The following is a 16,372-nucleotide window of genomic DNA, read 5'->3' on the forward strand; positions in this document are numbered from 1 at the left end:
TTGCACCATAGGTCATCCGGGGGAACGTGTCCATCCTCACGTCAGCGGGTCGGCCGGCTCCTCCGGCGGCGGCCACGACAGTCCACCGGGACCCGAATAATACGTACGGCGTTTCTGTCGCCCGGTGCCGCATCTGAGGCGATTACGGCGGCATTGCCGCCCCGCCGGGCACCGCCGCCCCGCCTCCGCCACTGGCCAGCGCCCCTTTTTACGCCGTACCCGCCCGGAGCCGGACGGGCTCCCGGGTGCCGCCCGAATCAGCGACCAACGACATTCCATCCCGGGAACATCGAGAGAACATCGGCGCCGGGATGCTCGGACCCGTAGAACTTCCAAGCGCAAATTCAGTCGACCCCCACCTCGATCGGCGGCCCGGCTCCTCGCCCGGTTTCCGATCATTGCGGCGCGGCCGACCTCAGGTGAACGGGAAGCAGGGATGACGACTCCAGCTGACCTCGACACGACGATCGCGAAGTACGCGTCGGTGGCCTTCGACGACTCGACCCCCCTGCTGGAGGCCGGCCTCGAATCGCTGTCCCTGCTTCGGCTCGCCGTCGAGCTGGCCGACGACGACGACGCGGAGATCGACGCCACCCGCCTCGTGGACCTCCGCACCGTCGGCGACCTCAAGCAGTGGCTACGCGAGCTGAGCGCCGTGGGCGCCGAGACCGGGGGCGCACGGTGACCACGACGGCCGGGACGGAACCCGCGACGGACACCGGGCCGGTGCGACTGCCGATCACCGAGTCGCAGAAGGGGCTGCTGGTCGTCAACGAACGCTCGCCCGGCCGCGCCGTCTACAACCAGCTCGTCCGCTTCGACATCGACCCGTCGATCCCCGACGAGACGATCGAGCGCGCGCTGGCCACTGTGGTCGCCGTCCAGCCGGCGATGCGCCAGGTCTTCGGGCTGCTTCCGGAGATGCACGCGCGGCTCACCCCGCCGCCGGGTCCGGAGGACTTCCCGCTCGAACGGGTCACGGCCCGGCTGCGCGACTTCGAGGAGGCCGTCGCAGCGGCGCAGCGGCGGATCGGCCGACCCGAGTTCGACCTGGCCAACGGCCCCGCGTACCGCTTCGCCGTCGTCCGCTGCGTCGACGAGCCCCGGGTGGCCGTCCTCCTCTGCGACCACCACATCATTCTCGACGGCGTGTCGATGGGGCCCCTGGTGCGGGACCTCCAGGAGGCACTGGCCGGCCGCCTCGCCGGGGCGGAGGCCGAGCAGCGGCGCGCCGCCCGCGAGAAGGCCTTCGTCAAGGAGCTGGCGGCGCAGAACCGCACCGCCACCTCCGACCGCGTCGTCGACCGGTCCCGGGAGTGGGCGGCCCGACTGCGGGAGGTCCCGCCCCTGGTGCTGGCCCCTCTGCCAGGCCGCGCCGCGCAGACGGAGTTCACCGGCGACCGGGTCAGCTGGTACCTGAGCGCGGCCGAGACGGCCGCGCTGTCGGAGACCTGCCGGCGGCTGGAGATCTCCCCCTTCGTTTTCTTCTCGGGCATCTACGGGACCGTGCTGGCCCGGCACGGCAACGTGTCCAGCGTCCTGGTCGGCAGCCCGTTCATGGCCCGCCGCACGATCGGCGCCTTCGACCTCGGCGGCTTCTTCGTCAACACGCTGCCGGTCACCGTCGACGTGGAGTGGAGCCGCACCGTCGACGAGCATCTCGGCAAGGTGGTCCGGGAGTCCATCGACTTCTGCCGCGCGAACGTCGACGTCACCTTCAACCGGCTCGTCGCCGACGTACGGCCCGACCGGTCCAGCAACCGCAACCCGCTGTTCTCGGCGATGCTCGCCATGCAGGACACCTTCACGCCGGAACCGGGCGGGGCCGTGCTGCGGGTCCTGGAGCCCGGCAACGGCACCGCCAAGTTCGACCTCTGGCTGGGCGCCACCCCCGTCGACGGCCGCTGGCTGCTCGAACTCGAGTACGACCGGCAGCTCGTCGCACCTGTCGTCGCCGACGGGCTGCTCACCTCGCTGCGCGACGCCGTACGCGGGGCGGTCCGGGACGGCTCGCAACGGCTCGGCGACCTCTTCGCCGACGCCTCCGCCGCGGCCAGCGTCCGCTCCGACGGCTGGACCAGCCCGCTGACCGGCGACACGCCCTGGGACTGGGTGACGGCGGCGGCCCGGCAGCGGCCCGACGCCCCCGCGATCGAGGACCCGACCCGCCGGCTCGACTACCGCCAGTTGCTGGCCGAGGCCGAGCGGATCAGCGCCGGGCTCGCCGCGCACGGCGTCGGCCCCCGGGCGGTGGTGGGCCTCGCCGCGACGACCCTCTGCGACACGGTGACCGCCATCCTGGCCATCCTCCGCCGTGGCGCGGCGTACCTCCCCCTGGATCCGGGCCTGCCCGCCGAGCGGCTGGAGTACATGGTCCGGCGGGCCGGCTGCGAGTTCGTCGTCGGCGAGGCCCTGGTGCCCGACGTGCCCACGGTCGCGGTGGCGGACCTGGCCGCCACGACGGAGCCGGTGCCCGACTCGCTGGCCGACCCCGACGCCCCGATCTACGTGATGTACACGTCGGGCTCCACCGGGCAGCCCAAGGGCGTCCAGATGGGACACCGCCCCCTGGCCAACCTCACGAGCTGGCAGATCGCGGCCCTCGGCATGGACGCCGAGACCCGCTTCCTCCAGTACGCCCCGCTCGGCTTCGACGTCTCCTTCCAGGAGATCCTGCCGACCCTGGCGGCGGGCGGGACGGTGGTCTCCCGCGAGCCGGCCGACCGGCGGATGTTCACCGCCGTCCTCAGCCGGATCGCCAGGACCGAGGTGACCCACGTCTACCTGCCGGTCGCGGCGCTGCGCCCCCTGGTGCAGACCGCCGCGAGCCGGGGCACCCGGTTGCCCGCGCTGCGCTACCTGTGCGTCTCCGGCGAGCAGCTCATCGTCGACGACGAGATCCGCGACTTCTTCCTCGCCCACCCGCACTGCACCCTGGTCAACCTGTACGGCCCCACCGAGACCCACGCGGTCACCTCGCACCGGCTGTCGTACCGGGACGCGGTGTGGCCGACCCACGTGCCGATCGGCCAGCCGTACCCGCGGGTGAGCGCGTACGTGGTCGACGCCACCGGCCACCTCGCCCCGCCCGGCGTCGCCGGCGAGCTGCTCCTGGGCGGGGACTGCCCCGCCGACGGCTACATCAACGACCCGGAGATCACGGCCGAGCGGTTCGTGCCCGACCGGTTCTCCGACGCGCCCGACGCGACCATGTACCGCACCGGGGACCTCGTGGTCCGCGACGACCGGGGCGACCTGGTCTTCCTGGGCCGGATGGACACCCAGGTAAAGATCCGGGGATACCGGATCGAGCTCGGCGAGATCGAGGCGGTCGCGAACCAGGTCGACGGCGTCCGACAGTCGGTGGCCGTGGTCCGGGGCTCCGGGTCCGACCGGGAGCTCGGGCTGTTCGTCCGTCCCGACGCGGACTCGACCGTCGATCCGGAACAGGTCCGCCAACGGCTGACCACGGCGCTGCCGGTCTACATGCGTCCCCTGTGGATCTTCCCGGTCGACCGGGTCCCGACCACACCGACCGGCAAGACCGACCGCGACGCCCTGCTGCGGCTCGCCGACGAGCTGCTGGTCGAGCAGCAGAGCGCCGACACCGCCGAGGTCGCATACGCCGACGACCTGGAGCGGGAGCTGGCCGGGCTGTGGGGCGGGGTGCTCGACGTCGAGGGCATCCGGCCGGACCGCCCGCTCATCGAGTACGGCGCCCACTCGCTGAACATCTTCACCACCCTCGCCGAGGTGCAGGAACGCTACGGAGTGGCGGTGCCGCTTGTCGACTTCTTCGCCGCGCCCACCGTGGCCACGCTGGCGGGGCTCGTCCGCACGGGGCGGGGCGGCGACGAAGCGGCGGTGACGCCGTGACGACCAGGCTGCCCGGCCGGCTGGTCCCCCTGCTGCGGCGGGGCGCCCGACCGGCGTGCGTACTGCTGCCGGGCGCCGGCGGCGGGCTACAGCCCTACCTGCGGCTCGCCGCGGCCATCGGCAGGACCCACAACGTCGCGGCCGTACGCGCGGCCGGCCTGCTGCCCGACGAGGAGCCGGAGCTCAGCATCGCCGAGATGGCCGACGCGGCGGCGCAGGCGCTGGACGCGGACGGCACCGTCCCGGCGGCCGTCTTCGGCTGGTCCCTCGGCGGCTCGGTCGCCTGGGAGCTGTGCGTCCGGCTGGCCGAGCGGGGGCACCTGCCCGACCTGGTGCTGGTGGACGCGACGCCGCTGCCGCGCCGCGCCACGGCCGAGGAGGACGCCCGGGTCCGCGAGACCGTCGTCGGGATGCTCGGGCCGCGCCCCGCCCCGGCGACCGTCGAGCGGGTCCGGCGGGTCTTCGACACCCAGGTCGCCGCCCTCGCCGACTACCGGGCCGAACGGTCGTACGCCGGCCGGGTGCTGATGCTCATGTGCACCGACGAGGAGTTCGGGTTCCGCGCCGAGGCCGAGGCCCGGTGGCGGGAACTGGCGCCGGAGCTCAGCGCCGGGCGGCTCGACGCGGGGCACTTCGACGTCTTCGACCCCGAGCGCCTGCCGCAGCTCGTCGACGAGGTGACGCCGTTCCTCGGCCGGGCCTCCGGCGCGGTGCTGCGATGAGCCCGCTCGCGGTCGTCAGCGGCGGCACCCGGGGCATCGGGCTCACCTTCAGCCGCCGGCTGGTGAAGCTGGGGCACCGGGTGGTCGCGCCGTACCGGGGTGACGCCGTCGCGGCGGCGTCGGCGGCGGCGGAGCTCGGCGCCGCGTTCCACCCCGTCCGGCTCGACGTCGGCGACGCCGAGGCGGTCGACGCCGCCGTGTCGGCGGTCCTCGCGGAGCACGGCCCGCCGACCGTGCTGGTCAACAACGCGGGCATCAACATCGACAGGCCGTTCCTGGAGATGTCGACCGAGGACTGGCGACGGGTGCTCGACACCAACCTCTCCGGCGTCTTCCACCTGACCCGGGCGTTCGCGCCCGCGATGCTGGCGGCCGGGCACGACGGCGTGATCGTCAACGTGGGGGCCACCACCGGCATCCGCCCCCGCCGCAACGGCGTGAACTACTGCGCCAGCAAGGCCGGCCTGCTCCAGCTCACCAAGTGCCTGGCGCTGGAGCTGGCGCCCCGGATCAGGGTCAACTGCCTGATCCCGGGCATGACCGAGACCGACGAGCTGGTGACCCGGTTCCGGCTGGACGACCCGGCCGCCCGGGCGGCGGTGGTCGCGGAGATCCCCCGGGGCCGCATCGGCACCACCGAGGAGATCGCCGACGCCCTGGAGTTCCTCGTCGGGCCGGCGAGTGGATACCTGACCGGGCAGAAGCTGATCGTGGACGGTGGGCAGTTCATGTGGTGACCGATGTGGACGAGATCCTGGACGGCGCGACGCGGGCCCGGGCCGAGCTGCCCCCGCCCGGCGACGGGCGCTACGACCGGTACTGCGAAGCGCTCGCCGACCGGCTCGCCTCCGGCTGGGCCGACGTCCTGGCGGCGAACGCCACCGACGTGGCCCGGGGCACCGAGGCGGGCCTCGGCCCCGAGCTGGTGGACCGCCTGGCGCTCGGCAAGCGCCACCTCGACGCGCTGGTCGACCTGATCGCGCGGACCCGGGCGGCGCTGCCGGCGGTGACCGCGCCGACCGAGGGACACCGGGCCGGCAACGGCGCCACCGTACGCCGGCAACCCAAGCCGCTCGGCGTGGTTCTGATGATCTTCGAGGCGCGGCCGACGGTGACGGTGGAGGGCGCCCTGCTCCCGGTGGCGGTCGGCAACGTGGCCGTCCTGCGCGGCGGGTCGGAGATCGCGGCCACCAACCGGGCCCTCGCCGTCGTCGTCGGGCAGGCGCTGGCGGACGCGGGGCTGCCCGCCGGCACCGTACGGATCGTCACCGACCCCGACCGCCGGCTGGTGCGGGCCCTGCTGAAGCGACACGACGCGGTCGACGTGCTGATCCCCCGGGGCAGCCCGACGCTTATCGACTACTGCCAGACCAGCTCCACCATCCCGGTCATCGCCAGCGGCGGCGGGGTCAACCACCTCTACGTCGACCGCAGCGCCGACCTGGAACTGGCCGCCCGGATCGCGCTCGACAGCAAGCTGGGCGAGCCCACCGCGTGTAACACCCTGGAACTGGTGCTGGCCCACGCCGACGTGGCCGAGGAGCTGACCCGGGCCCTGCTGCGGGCCGGCGCCGGGCTGGCCGAGCCGTGGCTGCTGCGGGTCGACCCCCGGCTGACCGCCGCCGTGCCCGCCGGGGCGCCGGTGGCCGAGCTGACCGCCGCCGACGACGGCCGCGAGTTCCTGGAACGCGCGGTCGGCATCCGGCCCGTCGCCGGCCTCGACGAGGCGGCGGCCCACATCCGCCGCTTCGGTTCCCGGCACACCGAGGGCGTGGTGGCCACCGACCCGACGGTCGTGGACGGGTTCCTGGCCAGGGTGGACGCCGCCGCGCTGGTGGTCAACGGCTCCCTGCGCCTGCACGACGGTCCGACGATGGCGCTGGGACCGGAGCTGTCCATCAGCACGGGTCGGCTGCACGTACGCGGGCCCGTCGACCTGTCCGCACTGCTGACCTGGAGCTGGGTCGTCGACGCCGGGGGCAGGCTGCGCGGCGACGGGACGGAGGCGGCATGACGGACCGGTCCCTGATCAACGAGGCGGTGAAACGGCTGGTCGTACGCGAGTCCCGGCTCGCGGTCGACCCCGCCACGGTCGACGACCTCGAACCGCTCAACGGCGACCTGCTGCGGGTCAACTCGCTCGGTTTCCTCGGCATGCTCGTCCGGCTGGAGGACGAGCTGGACGTGACGCTGCCGGACGACATCTTCGCCGGGCGGGTCTTCACGACCGTCGCGGACCTGGTCGACGTCGTCGCCGACGTGGTGAAGGAGGAGTCGTGACCGAGACACCCCGGGCCTGGCGCAGCGTCCTGCCGCACCTCGGCTACGAACTGCCCGCGGACGTGACACCGGAGGACACCGACGGCCCGGTGACCGCCACCCTGCCCCTGGAGCTCATCCGGCAGAGCGTGTCGGCCCGGGAGTTCTGGCCGATCCCGGAGCCGGTGGCCGAGCGCTACCGGGCCTACCGGCCGGCGCCGCTGTGGCGGGCCCGCCGCTTCGAGGCCGAGATCGGGGCCACCGTTCCGATCTACGTCAAGTACGAGGGCGGGAACATCTCCGGCAGCCACAAGTTCAACACCGCGCTGGCGCAGGCCCACTACTACCACCGGGCGGGCTTCCGGGAGCTGGTCACCGGCACCGGCGCCGGGCAGTGGGGCAGCGCCCTCGCCGCCGCCTGCGCCGCGTTCGGCATGGCCTGCACCGTCTTCATGGTCGGCGGGAGCCTGCGCGACAAGCCGTACCGGGGCAGCCTGATGCGACTCTACGGCGCGGAGCTGCACGCCAGTCCCAGCCCGCTGACCGGGGTGGGACGTGCCGCCGCCGAGCGGCCGGGGCAGGGCAACAGCCTCGCGCTGGCCATCGGCGAGGCCGTCGAGTACGCCCGGGCGGACCCCAAGCGGGCGTTCTGCATCGGCAGCGGCGAGACGTACAGCATCCTGCACCAGTCGGTGATCGGCCTGGAGGCGATCGACCAGCTCGCCGCCGTCGACGCCACCGTGGACGCGGTGATCGGCTGCGTGGGCGCCGGCAGCAACTTCGGCGGGCTGGCCCTGCCGTTCTTCGCCGCTTGGCGGGCCGGCGAGCTGGACGTGCCCGCCGACCTGATCGCGGTCGAGTCCAGCGCCACCCCGAAGCTGACCCGTGGGGTGTACGCCTACGACCACACCGACTCCACCGGCACCGGCCCGATGGAGCCGATGTACACGATCGGCAGCGGGTACGCGATCCCCGCGTCGCACTCGGCCGGGCTGCGCTTCCACGGCGCGGCGAAGCTGATCTCCGCCATGCGGCACCGGGACAAGATCTCGGCGCTGGCGGTGGGCCAGCGGGAGGCGCTGACCGCCGGCCGGACGTTCGCCCTGACCGAGCTGGTGCTGCCCGCGCCGGAGTCGGGTCACGCGCTGGCCGCCGCCGCCCGCGTGGCGACCGGGCGCGAGTCCGGGCACCCGGCGCGGCACGGGGTGCTGGTCTGCGTCAGCGGGCACGGCCTGCTCGACCTGGCCGCGTACGACAAGCTCCTCGCCGGTCTGCCCGAGGACCGGCCGGCCGACGCGGACGCGTTGCGGGCGGCGACGGCGTCGCTCCGCGCGGTCCACGAGATCTGAAGGGCGTGACATGGTCGCTGTGCCTGCGGTGCCGACGCGCAGCCGGGAGTGGACGCCGGTGCTGACCGGTCTCCGCGCCGACCTGCTGGACTGCGTCCAGGTGAACCTGGCCGCGCTGGCCGACCGGGCCTACGGGCCCGGCGCGCATCTGGCGCTCGGGGCCACCCTGCGCTTCCACACCGCCGAGGGGCCGGCCGGGACGCCGGCGGTGACCGCGTCGGTGGACCAGCGGCTGGCCGAGGCGGCCGACCTGCTCGGCCTGCGGGTCGCCCGACGCTGGGACGACGTGCCGGGCGCGCGGCTGCGCGAGCTGGTGGCGGCGCACTCGCCGCTCTACGTGGTCGCCGACACGTTCACCATGAGCTGGCTGCCGTACGCCGGGAACCAGCACATGGAGCACAGCTTCCTGCTGGTCGACGCCGGTGAGCACTGCGTCGTGGTCGACGGCTACCACAACTCCACCCAGTGGGGTGACGCGCGACCGGGGACGTGGCGGATGTCGGCCGCCGACTTCGACGCGGCGGTGCCCCGAGCGACCGCGATGACCGTCGTCGCCGACGGCGCCCCGGTGCTCGACCGGGCGGCGGTGCTGCGGGAGAACGCCGCCGCGTTGCGCGCCGAGGCCGACCGGATCGAGGACTACCTGGCGGCGGTCCGACGGCGGGCGGGCGAGGCGGAGGCGGCGGCCCAACTGGTCCTCGACGTGTGGCTGCTCGGCCGGTCCCGGGCCCTGCACGCCGCCTGGCTGGCCGGCGACCCGGACGCCGCCGACGCGGCACGGGAGACCGCCGCCCGCGCCGACGCCTGGCTCGCGCTCGCCAGTCAGAGCTACGTGGCGATGCGCCGGGTCCGCCGGGGTGGCGTCTTCCCCGCCCCCTTCCTCGACCAGCTCGCGGGCCTGCTGCGCGACGACGTGGCGCTCGCCGGACGGCTCGCCGACGCCGGGCCGGTGCCGCCGCCGCGGGACGGATCCGCCGCCGACCCGGGCCGGATCCGCGAGGTGCTGGCCGACGAGGTGCGTGGCGTCCTCGGCGTCGGCCCGGAGGTGCCGGTCGACGGGCGTCCACTGCGGACGATGTCGGGCTTCAACTCGTTCCGGCTGGTCGAGGTGATCGAGCGGGCGGAGGCACGGCTGGGGGTGGAGCTGGACCCGGACGACCTCACCGGCCCGGCCCTGCACGACCTCGACTCGCTGGGCGCCGTGTTCGAGCGTGCCCGGCCGGCGACGCAGGGGGTGTCGGGCCGGTGAGCGGGCTGCTGCACGAGCTGTTGGACCGCACCGCGGCCGCCCGGCCGGACGCGCTGGCGATCGCGCACGGCGACCTGGTCCAGAGCTACGGCGAGCTGGACGCCGCCAGCCGGCGGCTCGCCGGCTGGCTGGCCGGGCGGGGTGTCCGCCGGGGCGAACGGGTGGTGGTCTGCCTGCCCACCGACCCGCTGCTGCCCGCCCTGCTGTACGCCTGCTCCCGGGCGGGCGCCGTGTTCAGCGTCGTCAACGACCAGTCCCCCGCCATCGCCCTGGCGCACGTGCTGACCGACGCCGAGCCGGCGCTGCTGGTCACCGACAACCCCCGGGCGCTCGCCGTGGCCGCCGAGCACGGGGTGCCAACCGTCGGCTCGGCGGAGCTGCGCCGGATCGTGCGCGACGGCCCGGACGCCGAGCCGGCGGCGGCCCCGCTGGCCGTCGACCCGGTCTGCCTCATCTACACCTCCGGCAGCACCGGCATGCCGAAGGCGGTGGTGTCCACCCACGCGCAGGTGGTCTTCGCCGCCGGGGCCATCGCCGCCCAGCTCGGCTACCGGGCCGACGACGTCGTGTGGTGCGCCCTGCCGCTCTCCTTCGACTACGGCATGTACCAGATCTTCCTCAGCACGCTGGCCGGCGCCCGGCTGCACCTGGCCTCCCCCGCCGACACCGGCCCGACGCTGCCCCGGCACCTGGTGAACAGCGGCGCGACCGTGCTGCCCGCGGTGCCCGCCCTCGCCCGGGGCCTGGCCCGGATGCTGTCCCGCCCGGGCACGGCCGTGCCGGCGCTGCGCCTGCTCACCAACACCGGCGCGGCGATGCCGCCCGAGGTGCTGCGCGACCTGCGCGCCCGGATCCCCACGCTGCGCGTACAGCTGATGTTCGGGCTCACCGAGTGCAAGCGTGCCGCGATCATGCCGGTGGACGAGGACCTGCGCCGGCCTGGCGCCTCCGGGCGGGCCCTGCCGGGCACCGAGATCCTGATCGTGGACGCGGACGGCGCGGCGGTGCCGCCCGGCACCGTCGGCGAGATCGTGGTCCGGGGCCCGCACGTGATGGCGGGCTACTGGCGTCGCCCGGAACTCACCGCGCAGCGCTTCCCCCGCGTCGAGGGGCTCTTCCCCCAGCTGCGCACGGGCGACCACGGCTGGCTCGACGCCGACGGCTACCTCTACTTCGTCGGCCGGCGCGACGACATCTACAAGGAACGCGGCATCCGCGTCAGCGTCACCGAGGTCGAGGCGGCGGCGTACCGGATACCGCAGGTGCAGGCCGCCGCCGTGCTGCCGCCCCGCGCCGAGGACGGCGGCGACTCGGCCACCCTGTTCGCGGTGACCGAGCTGGCCGCGCCGGAGGTGCTCGCCGCGCTGCGGACCGAACTCGACGAGATCAAGACGCCCCGGACCTGCCTGGTCGTGCCGGAGATCCCGCTGACCCGCAACGGCAAGGTCGACCGGGCGGAGCTGTACCGGATGTGGTCGGAGCGCGCCCGTGTCTGAGCTCGCGGAGATCTTCGACCGGCCGGACGCGCCGCAGACCCCGGCGTACCTCTACGACACCGACGAGCTGGCCCGCTCGTACGCCGCGCTGCGGGCCGCCCTGCCCGGGCCCGCCGAGCTGTTCTACTCGCTCAAGGCCAACCCGCATCCGGCGGTGGTCGCCGACCTCACCGCCTCGGGGTGCCGGGCGGAGGTCTGCTCCCCCGGCGAGCTGCGCGTCGCGCTGGCGGCCGGCTGCGACCCGGCCGAGGTCCTCTACACCGGCCCCGGCAAGCGGGACGTCGACCTGGCCGAGGCCGTACGGGCCGGCGTCGGGCTCTTCTCCGTCGACTCGCCGTACGGGCTGGACCAGCTCGACCGGGTGGCCCGCGAGCACGGCGTCGAGGTACGCGCGCTGGTACGGATCAACGACGACACCCCGGCCCCCGGGCAGGGGCTCACCATGACCGGCGTCGCCTCGCAGTTCGGCGCGGACGTGCGCTGGGTGCTGGACCGGCCCGAGCTGTTCGGGCCGCGCCGGAACGTGTCCCCGGTCGGGTTCCACCTCTACATGGGCAGCAACGTCGACGGGGAGGACGCCCTGCTCGCCCAGTTCACCCAGTCCGTCGACACCGTACGGCGGCTGGCGGCGGCGACCGGGACGCAGCCGGAGCTGATCGACCTGGGCGGCGGCTTCGGGGCGCCCTTCGCGCGGGCCGGCACCCGGCCGGAGCTGCCGAAGCTGGCGGACCGGCTGACGGCGTTGCTGGGCGACGCCTTCCCGGGCTGGCCGGAGCGCGGGCCGGGGGTGGCCTTCGAGTCCGGCCGGTACCTGGTCGGCACCTGCGGCACCCTGGTCACCCGGGTCCTGGACGTGAAGCGGTCGCAGGGCGCCACCGTGGTGGTGCTGGAGTCCGGCATCCACCACCTCGGCGGGATGTCCGGCCTGCGCCGGCTGCCGCCGATCGTGCCGGACCTGGTCACCGTGGACGCGGCGGCCGGTGCGCCGGTGCCCGGGACCATCGTCACCGGTCCGCTGTGCACGCCACTGGACACGTGGGCCCGCGCCGCGGCCCTCCCGCCACTGGTCCCGGGCCAGCTGGTCGCCGTGCCCAACGTGGGCGCGTACGGCCTCTACGCCAGCCTGGTGGCCTTCCTCGCGCATCCCATGCCGGTCGAGGTCACCGTCGCCGGGGGCCGGATCACCGGCGTGACCCGGCTGGAGCTCACCCGGCACACCGTCATCGGCAGCGACAGGGGTTGATCTGACAATGGACGCCGCTTTTCCGGACCTGCTCAAGCCGTTCCTCAAGTACGCGGGAACGCAGCCCATCACCGCCGAGGCCTCGCTCAACGAGCTGGGCCTGGACTCGATGCGCGCGATCGAGCTGCTCTTCACCATCGAGGACACCTACGGCGTGTCCATGCCCGACGAGCTGCTGACCGACAGCACCTTCGCCACCGCGGGCAGCCTGTGGAACACCATCGAGTCGCTGCGGGGGCGGGCGGCGTGAGCACCGCGACCCGCCACGAGGCCGCGCTGGAGGAGGTGCTGGCCGCCACCGCCGCGCACGCGGAGCAGGCCGACGAGTCGGCGGAGTTCCCCGTCGCGGCGCTGGACGCGATGCGGGCCACCGGGCTGCTCGGCCTGCTCGTGCCGGCGGAGCACGGCGGCGGGGGCGGCGGGCTCGGCGACCTCGTCGACGTGACGCTGCGGCTGGCCCGGGTGGACATGTCCGTCGCGTTGATCTTCGCGATGCACTGCCAGCAGGTGGTGGCGGTGGTCCGGCACGCCGACGGCCCGTTCGCCGCGCGGCTCCTGCCGGAGCTCGGCAAGGGCGACGTCTACCTCGCCTCGGTCACCACCGAACGCGGCAAGGGCGGGCACCTGCTCAGCTCGGAGTCGACGGTCCGGCAGGACGCCGGGACGTTGACGATCGACCGGGACGCCCCGATCGTGACGGGCGGCCAGCACGCGGACGCGTACCTCATCACGACGCTGGCGCCGGACGCCACCTCGCCGAGCCAGGTCTCCCTGGTGTACGCCCGCCGCGACCAGCTCACGCTTGAGGTGCGCGGCGGTTGGCAGCCGCTCGGGATGCGGGCCACCCAGAGCGTGCCGATGCGCCTGACCGGGCGGGTGCCGGCCGACCAGGTGATCGGCGCTCCCGGGAAGTTCCGCGAGATCGTCGCCCCCACCTTCGGCCCGCTGGCGCACATCGGCTGGTCGGCGGCGTGGCTCGGCGCGGCGACCGGCGCGCTGTCGCGGATCCTGCACCACATCCGCGACGCCGGCCGGGGCCAGTTCGATCCTTCCTCGGAGCTGCTGCTGACCCGGCTGGCCCGGGTCCGGGGCCGGCTCGACCTGATCAACGCCCTGCTGCGGTACACCGTCGCCGCCGTGGAGGGCACCCCGGACGTGGCCGACCCGTCGACCCAGCTGCTGGTCAACTCCCTGAAGGTGCACGCCGCCGAGCAGTGCTTCGCCGCCGCCGACGAGATGGTGGAGCTGGTCGGCCTGCGGCACGGCTACCTCAGATCGTCGCCGCTGTACCTGGAGCGCGTCTTCCGGGACCTCCGCTCGGCCTCGCTGAACTACGCCAACGACCGGCTGCTGCTCGTCAACGGGGCGCTGACGCTGCGCGACCGGCAGGTGCACCTTGCCTGAGCTGCGGACGGCACCGGCGGCGGCCCCCACCGGGCCCGTCCCGGCGGCACCCGATCCCGGTGCCGACGTGGCCGCGCGTACCGGGGCGGCGCTGCGCGGGCTGGTGTCCCCGGGGGACGCCCGCGCCGTGTGGCGGGCGCTCGGCGAGCACGGCCTGCTGCGCGACCTCGGGCCGGCCGAGCTGCCGGGGCTGCTCGGCACCCTCGACGCGTACTGCCCGGTGGGGGTGGTGCTGTCGGTCTGCGTCCAGGTCGCCAGCGCGCTGCCCGTCCTGCGCGAACAGGTCGACGCGGAGCCGGCGGACGGGCCGGTGCGGGCCGCGTACCTCGACGCGGTCGCCGGTCGCGCGACGCTCGCGCTGGCCGCGACGGACCGCGACGGCGCCGGCTCCGACCTGATGGAGCTGGGCACGACGGTACGCCTCGACGACCGGTCGCTGGTGCTCGACGGCGGGAAGCGGTGGATCACCAACGCCCGCACCGCCGGCCACGCGCTCGTGCTGGCCCGGCACCGCCCGCAGCGGCACTTCACCAGCTTCGTGTGGGTGCTGGTGCCCACCGACGCCCCGGGCGTGCGGGTGTCCGCGACCCGGGGCACCCCGCTGACCGGCGCCGGCCTGGGCGACCTGCACTTCGACCAGGTGCGCCTGGACCGGTCGTACCTGGTCGGCCGGCCCGGCCGGGGCATGGTCAGCTTCGCCCGACACATCGCCACGGAACGCTTCGCGGGCGGCGTGTGGGCCGCCGCGATGTGCCGGCGGGTGCTCGCCGACACCCACCGCCGGCTCGTCGAGCGTCCCCTCGGCGACGGCCGGGCCTGGGACAACGCGGCGATCCGGGAGCGGTTCGCCCGGTGCGTGGTGGAGGCGTGGCGGATCGAGGCGGCCTGCGACGCCCACCGGCGAAGCACCGAGCCCCTGGTGACCAGCATGCTGCTGAAGACCTCGGTGGCGCAGGGCCTGGACGTGGTGCTCGGCGAGTGCGCCGCCCTGCTCGGCGCCGAGGCGTACGCCGAGGGCGGGCTGGCGCAGCTGCGGGCCGCCGCCGGCATGTTCGCTACGGCCGGCGGCGCCACCGGCGCGATGCTCGCCGGCATCGCCGAGCACGTGCCTGACCTGCTGCGGGACCGGCCGTGGTGACGGCCCGGCAGCGGACGGCGCTGGCCTGCCGGGCACGGCCGCGCCGGGACCCGACGGGCCGCCACCGGGGCATCGTCCGGCTGCGGCTGGGCGCCCGGGTGCGGGTGGCCCTGGCCGAGCAGCGGCTGCTCGCCCACCTTCCGCCGGCCCCGGCGGACCTGGCGACCGTCGGTGACCTCCCCGCCGGCCCGCGCGCCGAACGGTTGGCCGCGCGGGCGCTGCTGCGCCTGCTGCTCGCCGCCGAGCTGGGCCGGGCGGCCGGCGCCACGCCGATCGCCGCCCGCGACGGCGGCCAGCCCCACCTGCCCGAGTGGCCGGGGATCAGCGTCAGCCTGTCCCACGACGCCGGGACGGTGGCCGCCGCGCTCGGCCGGGGCGTCCCGGTCGGCGTCGACGTCCAGGTGCCCGTGCCCGCGCCGCCGGCCCTGCTGCGCCGCTGCTGCGCCCCGGCGGTCCGCGCCGCCCTGGACCGGCTGCCCGCACCGGCCCGGGACCGCGAGTTCGCCTGGATCTGGACGGTGCAGGAGGCGTGCGTGAAGGCGACCGGCGCGGGCCTCGCCGGCCGCCCCTGGGCCATTGGAGTGCCGGCGGGACGGCGGACGGGCCGCTGGGCCGACCTGCGGTGGGTGAGCCTGCGCGGGCACAGCCGGGTGCCGGCGAGCGTGGCGCACGTGGTGGGTACGCGATGACCGCCCCGGACCCCCGCTTCGCCGGGCTGAGCTGCTACACCGCCAACCTGGCCGGCTACCGGGCCGGCGAGTTCGCCGACACCCCCGACCGGTTCGCCGACTCGGTACGCGTCGCGGTGCGCACGGACCTGCCGGAGGGGCAGCTCGCCTTCTCCCACCACCGGGTGCCGCTCGACCGGCTGCCGGACGGCACCCGGCTGGCGTGGGCCACCGCCCCGGTCGACGGCGTCGTCGAGTCCGTCGACGCGGAGCTGCGGCGCCACGGCCGGGTGCTGGTGGTCACCGACAACGCGGCGCTGCCCTGGTCCCCCTCGGCCGACGGCACCGCCCACGCGCCGCACTGGCTGCTGGTCGACGACCGGCGCGGCGACGACTGGCACGTGGTCGACGGGTTCAGCGGGCTGCTGCCCGCCGGCGAACAGGAGCCGTACGCCGGCTGGCTCGGCACCGCCGGGCTGCTCGCCGCGATGACCCCGCCGCCGGCGTGGCGCCCGGAACAGGACCGGCGCAACGCGCTGGCCTTCGGCTTCTGGACGCCCCCGCCGGCCGGCGCGCAGCCGCAGTGGCTGGTCCGTACGGGCAGCGCCGGGGACGAGCCGGAGCTGCCCGGCGACTGGCTGCTGGACGAGGACGCGGCCCTGGAGTTCCTCCGCGACCACGTCGTCGCGCACCCGGAGGCCGCCGGGGCGCACCTGGACGACCTGTGGGCCGTCGCGCAGCACCGGACGTTCCGGTACCGCCACCTCGGCGACGACGAGGCGGTGCGGGCCTGGGCGGACCTGCCCCGGGCCCTGCGCTTCGCGGTGGAGTCGGCCCGCCGGGGACGCCCCCGGTCCGCGCTGGTGCGGACCACCTTCGACCACCTGCGGCACCTGGAACGAGACAGGTCGACCACCCCAGCGCCGGCGGCGGACCGCCCGCACCGGCAGACCTTGTGAAGGATGTGC

General features: G+C 75.1%; 15 protein-coding genes. All 15 read left to right on the forward strand.

Annotation, left to right across the window (positions count from 1 at the left end; genetic code table 11):
* Positions 1–436 precede the first annotated feature (436 nt).
* Genes ACGFNF_RS29300 through ACGFNF_RS29370 form a run of 15 tightly spaced genes read left to right on the forward strand, consistent with a single transcriptional unit; the run spans position 437 to position 16,363 of the window.
* A complete protein-coding gene (locus ACGFNF_RS29300) occupies positions 437–685 on the forward strand; it encodes a phosphopantetheine-binding protein (RefSeq protein ID WP_151453764.1) in 249 nt (82 codons plus the stop codon).
* Positions 682–3,876 carry an amino acid adenylation domain-containing protein gene (locus ACGFNF_RS29305; RefSeq protein ID WP_393172103.1) on the forward strand — a complete coding sequence of 1,065 codons (3,195 nt, stop codon included), beginning with the start codon at positions 682–684 and terminating at the stop codon, positions 3,874–3,876. Before ACGFNF_RS29300 ends, ACGFNF_RS29305 begins: the two co-directional genes overlap by 4 nt.
* A complete protein-coding gene (locus ACGFNF_RS29310; protein ID WP_393172105.1) occupies positions 3,873–4,598 on the forward strand; it encodes an alpha/beta fold hydrolase in 726 nt (241 codons plus the stop codon). The genes ACGFNF_RS29305 and ACGFNF_RS29310 overlap by 4 nt, the downstream gene beginning before the upstream one ends.
* A complete protein-coding gene (locus ACGFNF_RS29315; protein WP_393172107.1) occupies positions 4,595–5,335 on the forward strand; it encodes an SDR family NAD(P)-dependent oxidoreductase in 741 nt (246 codons plus the stop codon). The genes ACGFNF_RS29310 and ACGFNF_RS29315 overlap by 4 nt, the downstream gene beginning before the upstream one ends.
* Positions 5,332–6,612: a glutamate-5-semialdehyde dehydrogenase gene (locus ACGFNF_RS29320; protein ID WP_393172109.1), complete on the forward strand. Its 1,281-nt coding sequence runs from the start codon at positions 5,332–5,334 to the stop codon at positions 6,610–6,612. The genes ACGFNF_RS29315 and ACGFNF_RS29320 overlap by 4 nt, the downstream gene beginning before the upstream one ends.
* Positions 6,609–6,878: a phosphopantetheine-binding protein gene (locus ACGFNF_RS29325; protein WP_357576631.1), complete on the forward strand. Its 270-nt coding sequence runs from the start codon at positions 6,609–6,611 to the stop codon at positions 6,876–6,878. Before ACGFNF_RS29320 ends, ACGFNF_RS29325 begins: the two co-directional genes overlap by 4 nt.
* Positions 6,875–8,206, forward strand: coding sequence for a TrpB-like pyridoxal phosphate-dependent enzyme (locus ACGFNF_RS29330; protein ID WP_393172111.1), 1,332 nt, complete (start codon positions 6,875–6,877; stop codon positions 8,204–8,206). Before ACGFNF_RS29325 ends, ACGFNF_RS29330 begins: the two co-directional genes overlap by 4 nt.
* A 10-nt stretch (positions 8,207–8,216) precedes the next feature.
* Complete coding sequence (locus tag ACGFNF_RS29335) at positions 8,217–9,455, forward strand: phosphopantetheine-binding protein (RefSeq protein WP_393172113.1); 1,239 nt, start codon at positions 8,217–8,219, stop codon at positions 9,453–9,455.
* Entirely contained in the window at positions 9,452–10,951 is a 1,500-nt protein-coding gene (locus tag ACGFNF_RS29340) for a class I adenylate-forming enzyme family protein (RefSeq protein WP_393172115.1), read from the forward strand. Before ACGFNF_RS29335 ends, ACGFNF_RS29340 begins: the two co-directional genes overlap by 4 nt.
* Entirely contained in the window at positions 10,944–12,194 is a 1,251-nt protein-coding gene (locus ACGFNF_RS29345) for a type III PLP-dependent enzyme (RefSeq protein WP_393172117.1), read from the forward strand. Before ACGFNF_RS29340 ends, ACGFNF_RS29345 begins: the two co-directional genes overlap by 8 nt.
* 7 nt (positions 12,195–12,201) lie before the next feature.
* Entirely contained in the window at positions 12,202–12,444 is a 243-nt protein-coding gene (locus tag ACGFNF_RS29350; protein WP_089002193.1) for a phosphopantetheine-binding protein, read from the forward strand.
* Positions 12,441–13,598, forward strand: a complete 1,158-nt coding sequence (locus tag ACGFNF_RS29355) for an acyl-CoA dehydrogenase family protein (RefSeq protein ID WP_393172119.1) — start codon at positions 12,441–12,443, stop codon at positions 13,596–13,598. The genes ACGFNF_RS29350 and ACGFNF_RS29355 overlap by 4 nt, the downstream gene beginning before the upstream one ends.
* A gap of 1 nt (position 13,599) precedes the next feature.
* Positions 13,600–14,736: an acyl-CoA dehydrogenase family protein gene (locus ACGFNF_RS29360; RefSeq protein WP_393172145.1), complete on the forward strand. Its 1,137-nt coding sequence runs from the start codon at positions 13,600–13,602 to the stop codon at positions 14,734–14,736.
* Positions 14,730–15,425 (forward strand): 4'-phosphopantetheinyl transferase family protein, encoded by a 696-nt coding sequence (locus ACGFNF_RS29365; protein ID WP_393172121.1) that lies wholly within the window; start codon positions 14,730–14,732, stop codon positions 15,423–15,425. Before ACGFNF_RS29360 ends, ACGFNF_RS29365 begins: the two co-directional genes overlap by 7 nt.
* Positions 15,422–16,363 (forward strand): hypothetical protein, encoded by a 942-nt coding sequence (locus ACGFNF_RS29370; protein WP_393172123.1) that lies wholly within the window; start codon positions 15,422–15,424, stop codon positions 16,361–16,363. Before ACGFNF_RS29365 ends, ACGFNF_RS29370 begins: the two co-directional genes overlap by 4 nt.
* Positions 16,364–16,372: the final 9 nt, after the last annotated feature.

Origin of the sequence: Micromonospora sp. NPDC048868 (assembly GCF_043198195.1) — a bacterium.
GTDB lineage: Bacteria > Actinomycetota > Actinomycetes > Mycobacteriales > Micromonosporaceae > Micromonospora > Micromonospora reichwaldensis.

Coding starts and splice junctions, on each gene's coding strand:
- ACGFNF_RS29325 (WP_357576631.1), top strand. CDS start 6,609: ATGACGGACCGGTCCCTGATCAACGAGGCGGTGAAACGGCTGGTCGTA.
- ACGFNF_RS29300 (WP_151453764.1), top strand. CDS start 437: ATGACGACTCCAGCTGACCTCGACACGACGATCGCGAAGTACGCGTCG.
- ACGFNF_RS29370 (WP_393172123.1), top strand. CDS start 15,422: ATGACCGCCCCGGACCCCCGCTTCGCCGGGCTGAGCTGCTACACCGCC.
- ACGFNF_RS29350 (WP_089002193.1), top strand. CDS start 12,202: ATGGACGCCGCTTTTCCGGACCTGCTCAAGCCGTTCCTCAAGTACGCG.
- ACGFNF_RS29315 (WP_393172107.1), top strand. CDS start 4,595: ATGAGCCCGCTCGCGGTCGTCAGCGGCGGCACCCGGGGCATCGGGCTC.
- ACGFNF_RS29335 (WP_393172113.1), top strand. CDS start 8,217: ATGGTCGCTGTGCCTGCGGTGCCGACGCGCAGCCGGGAGTGGACGCCG.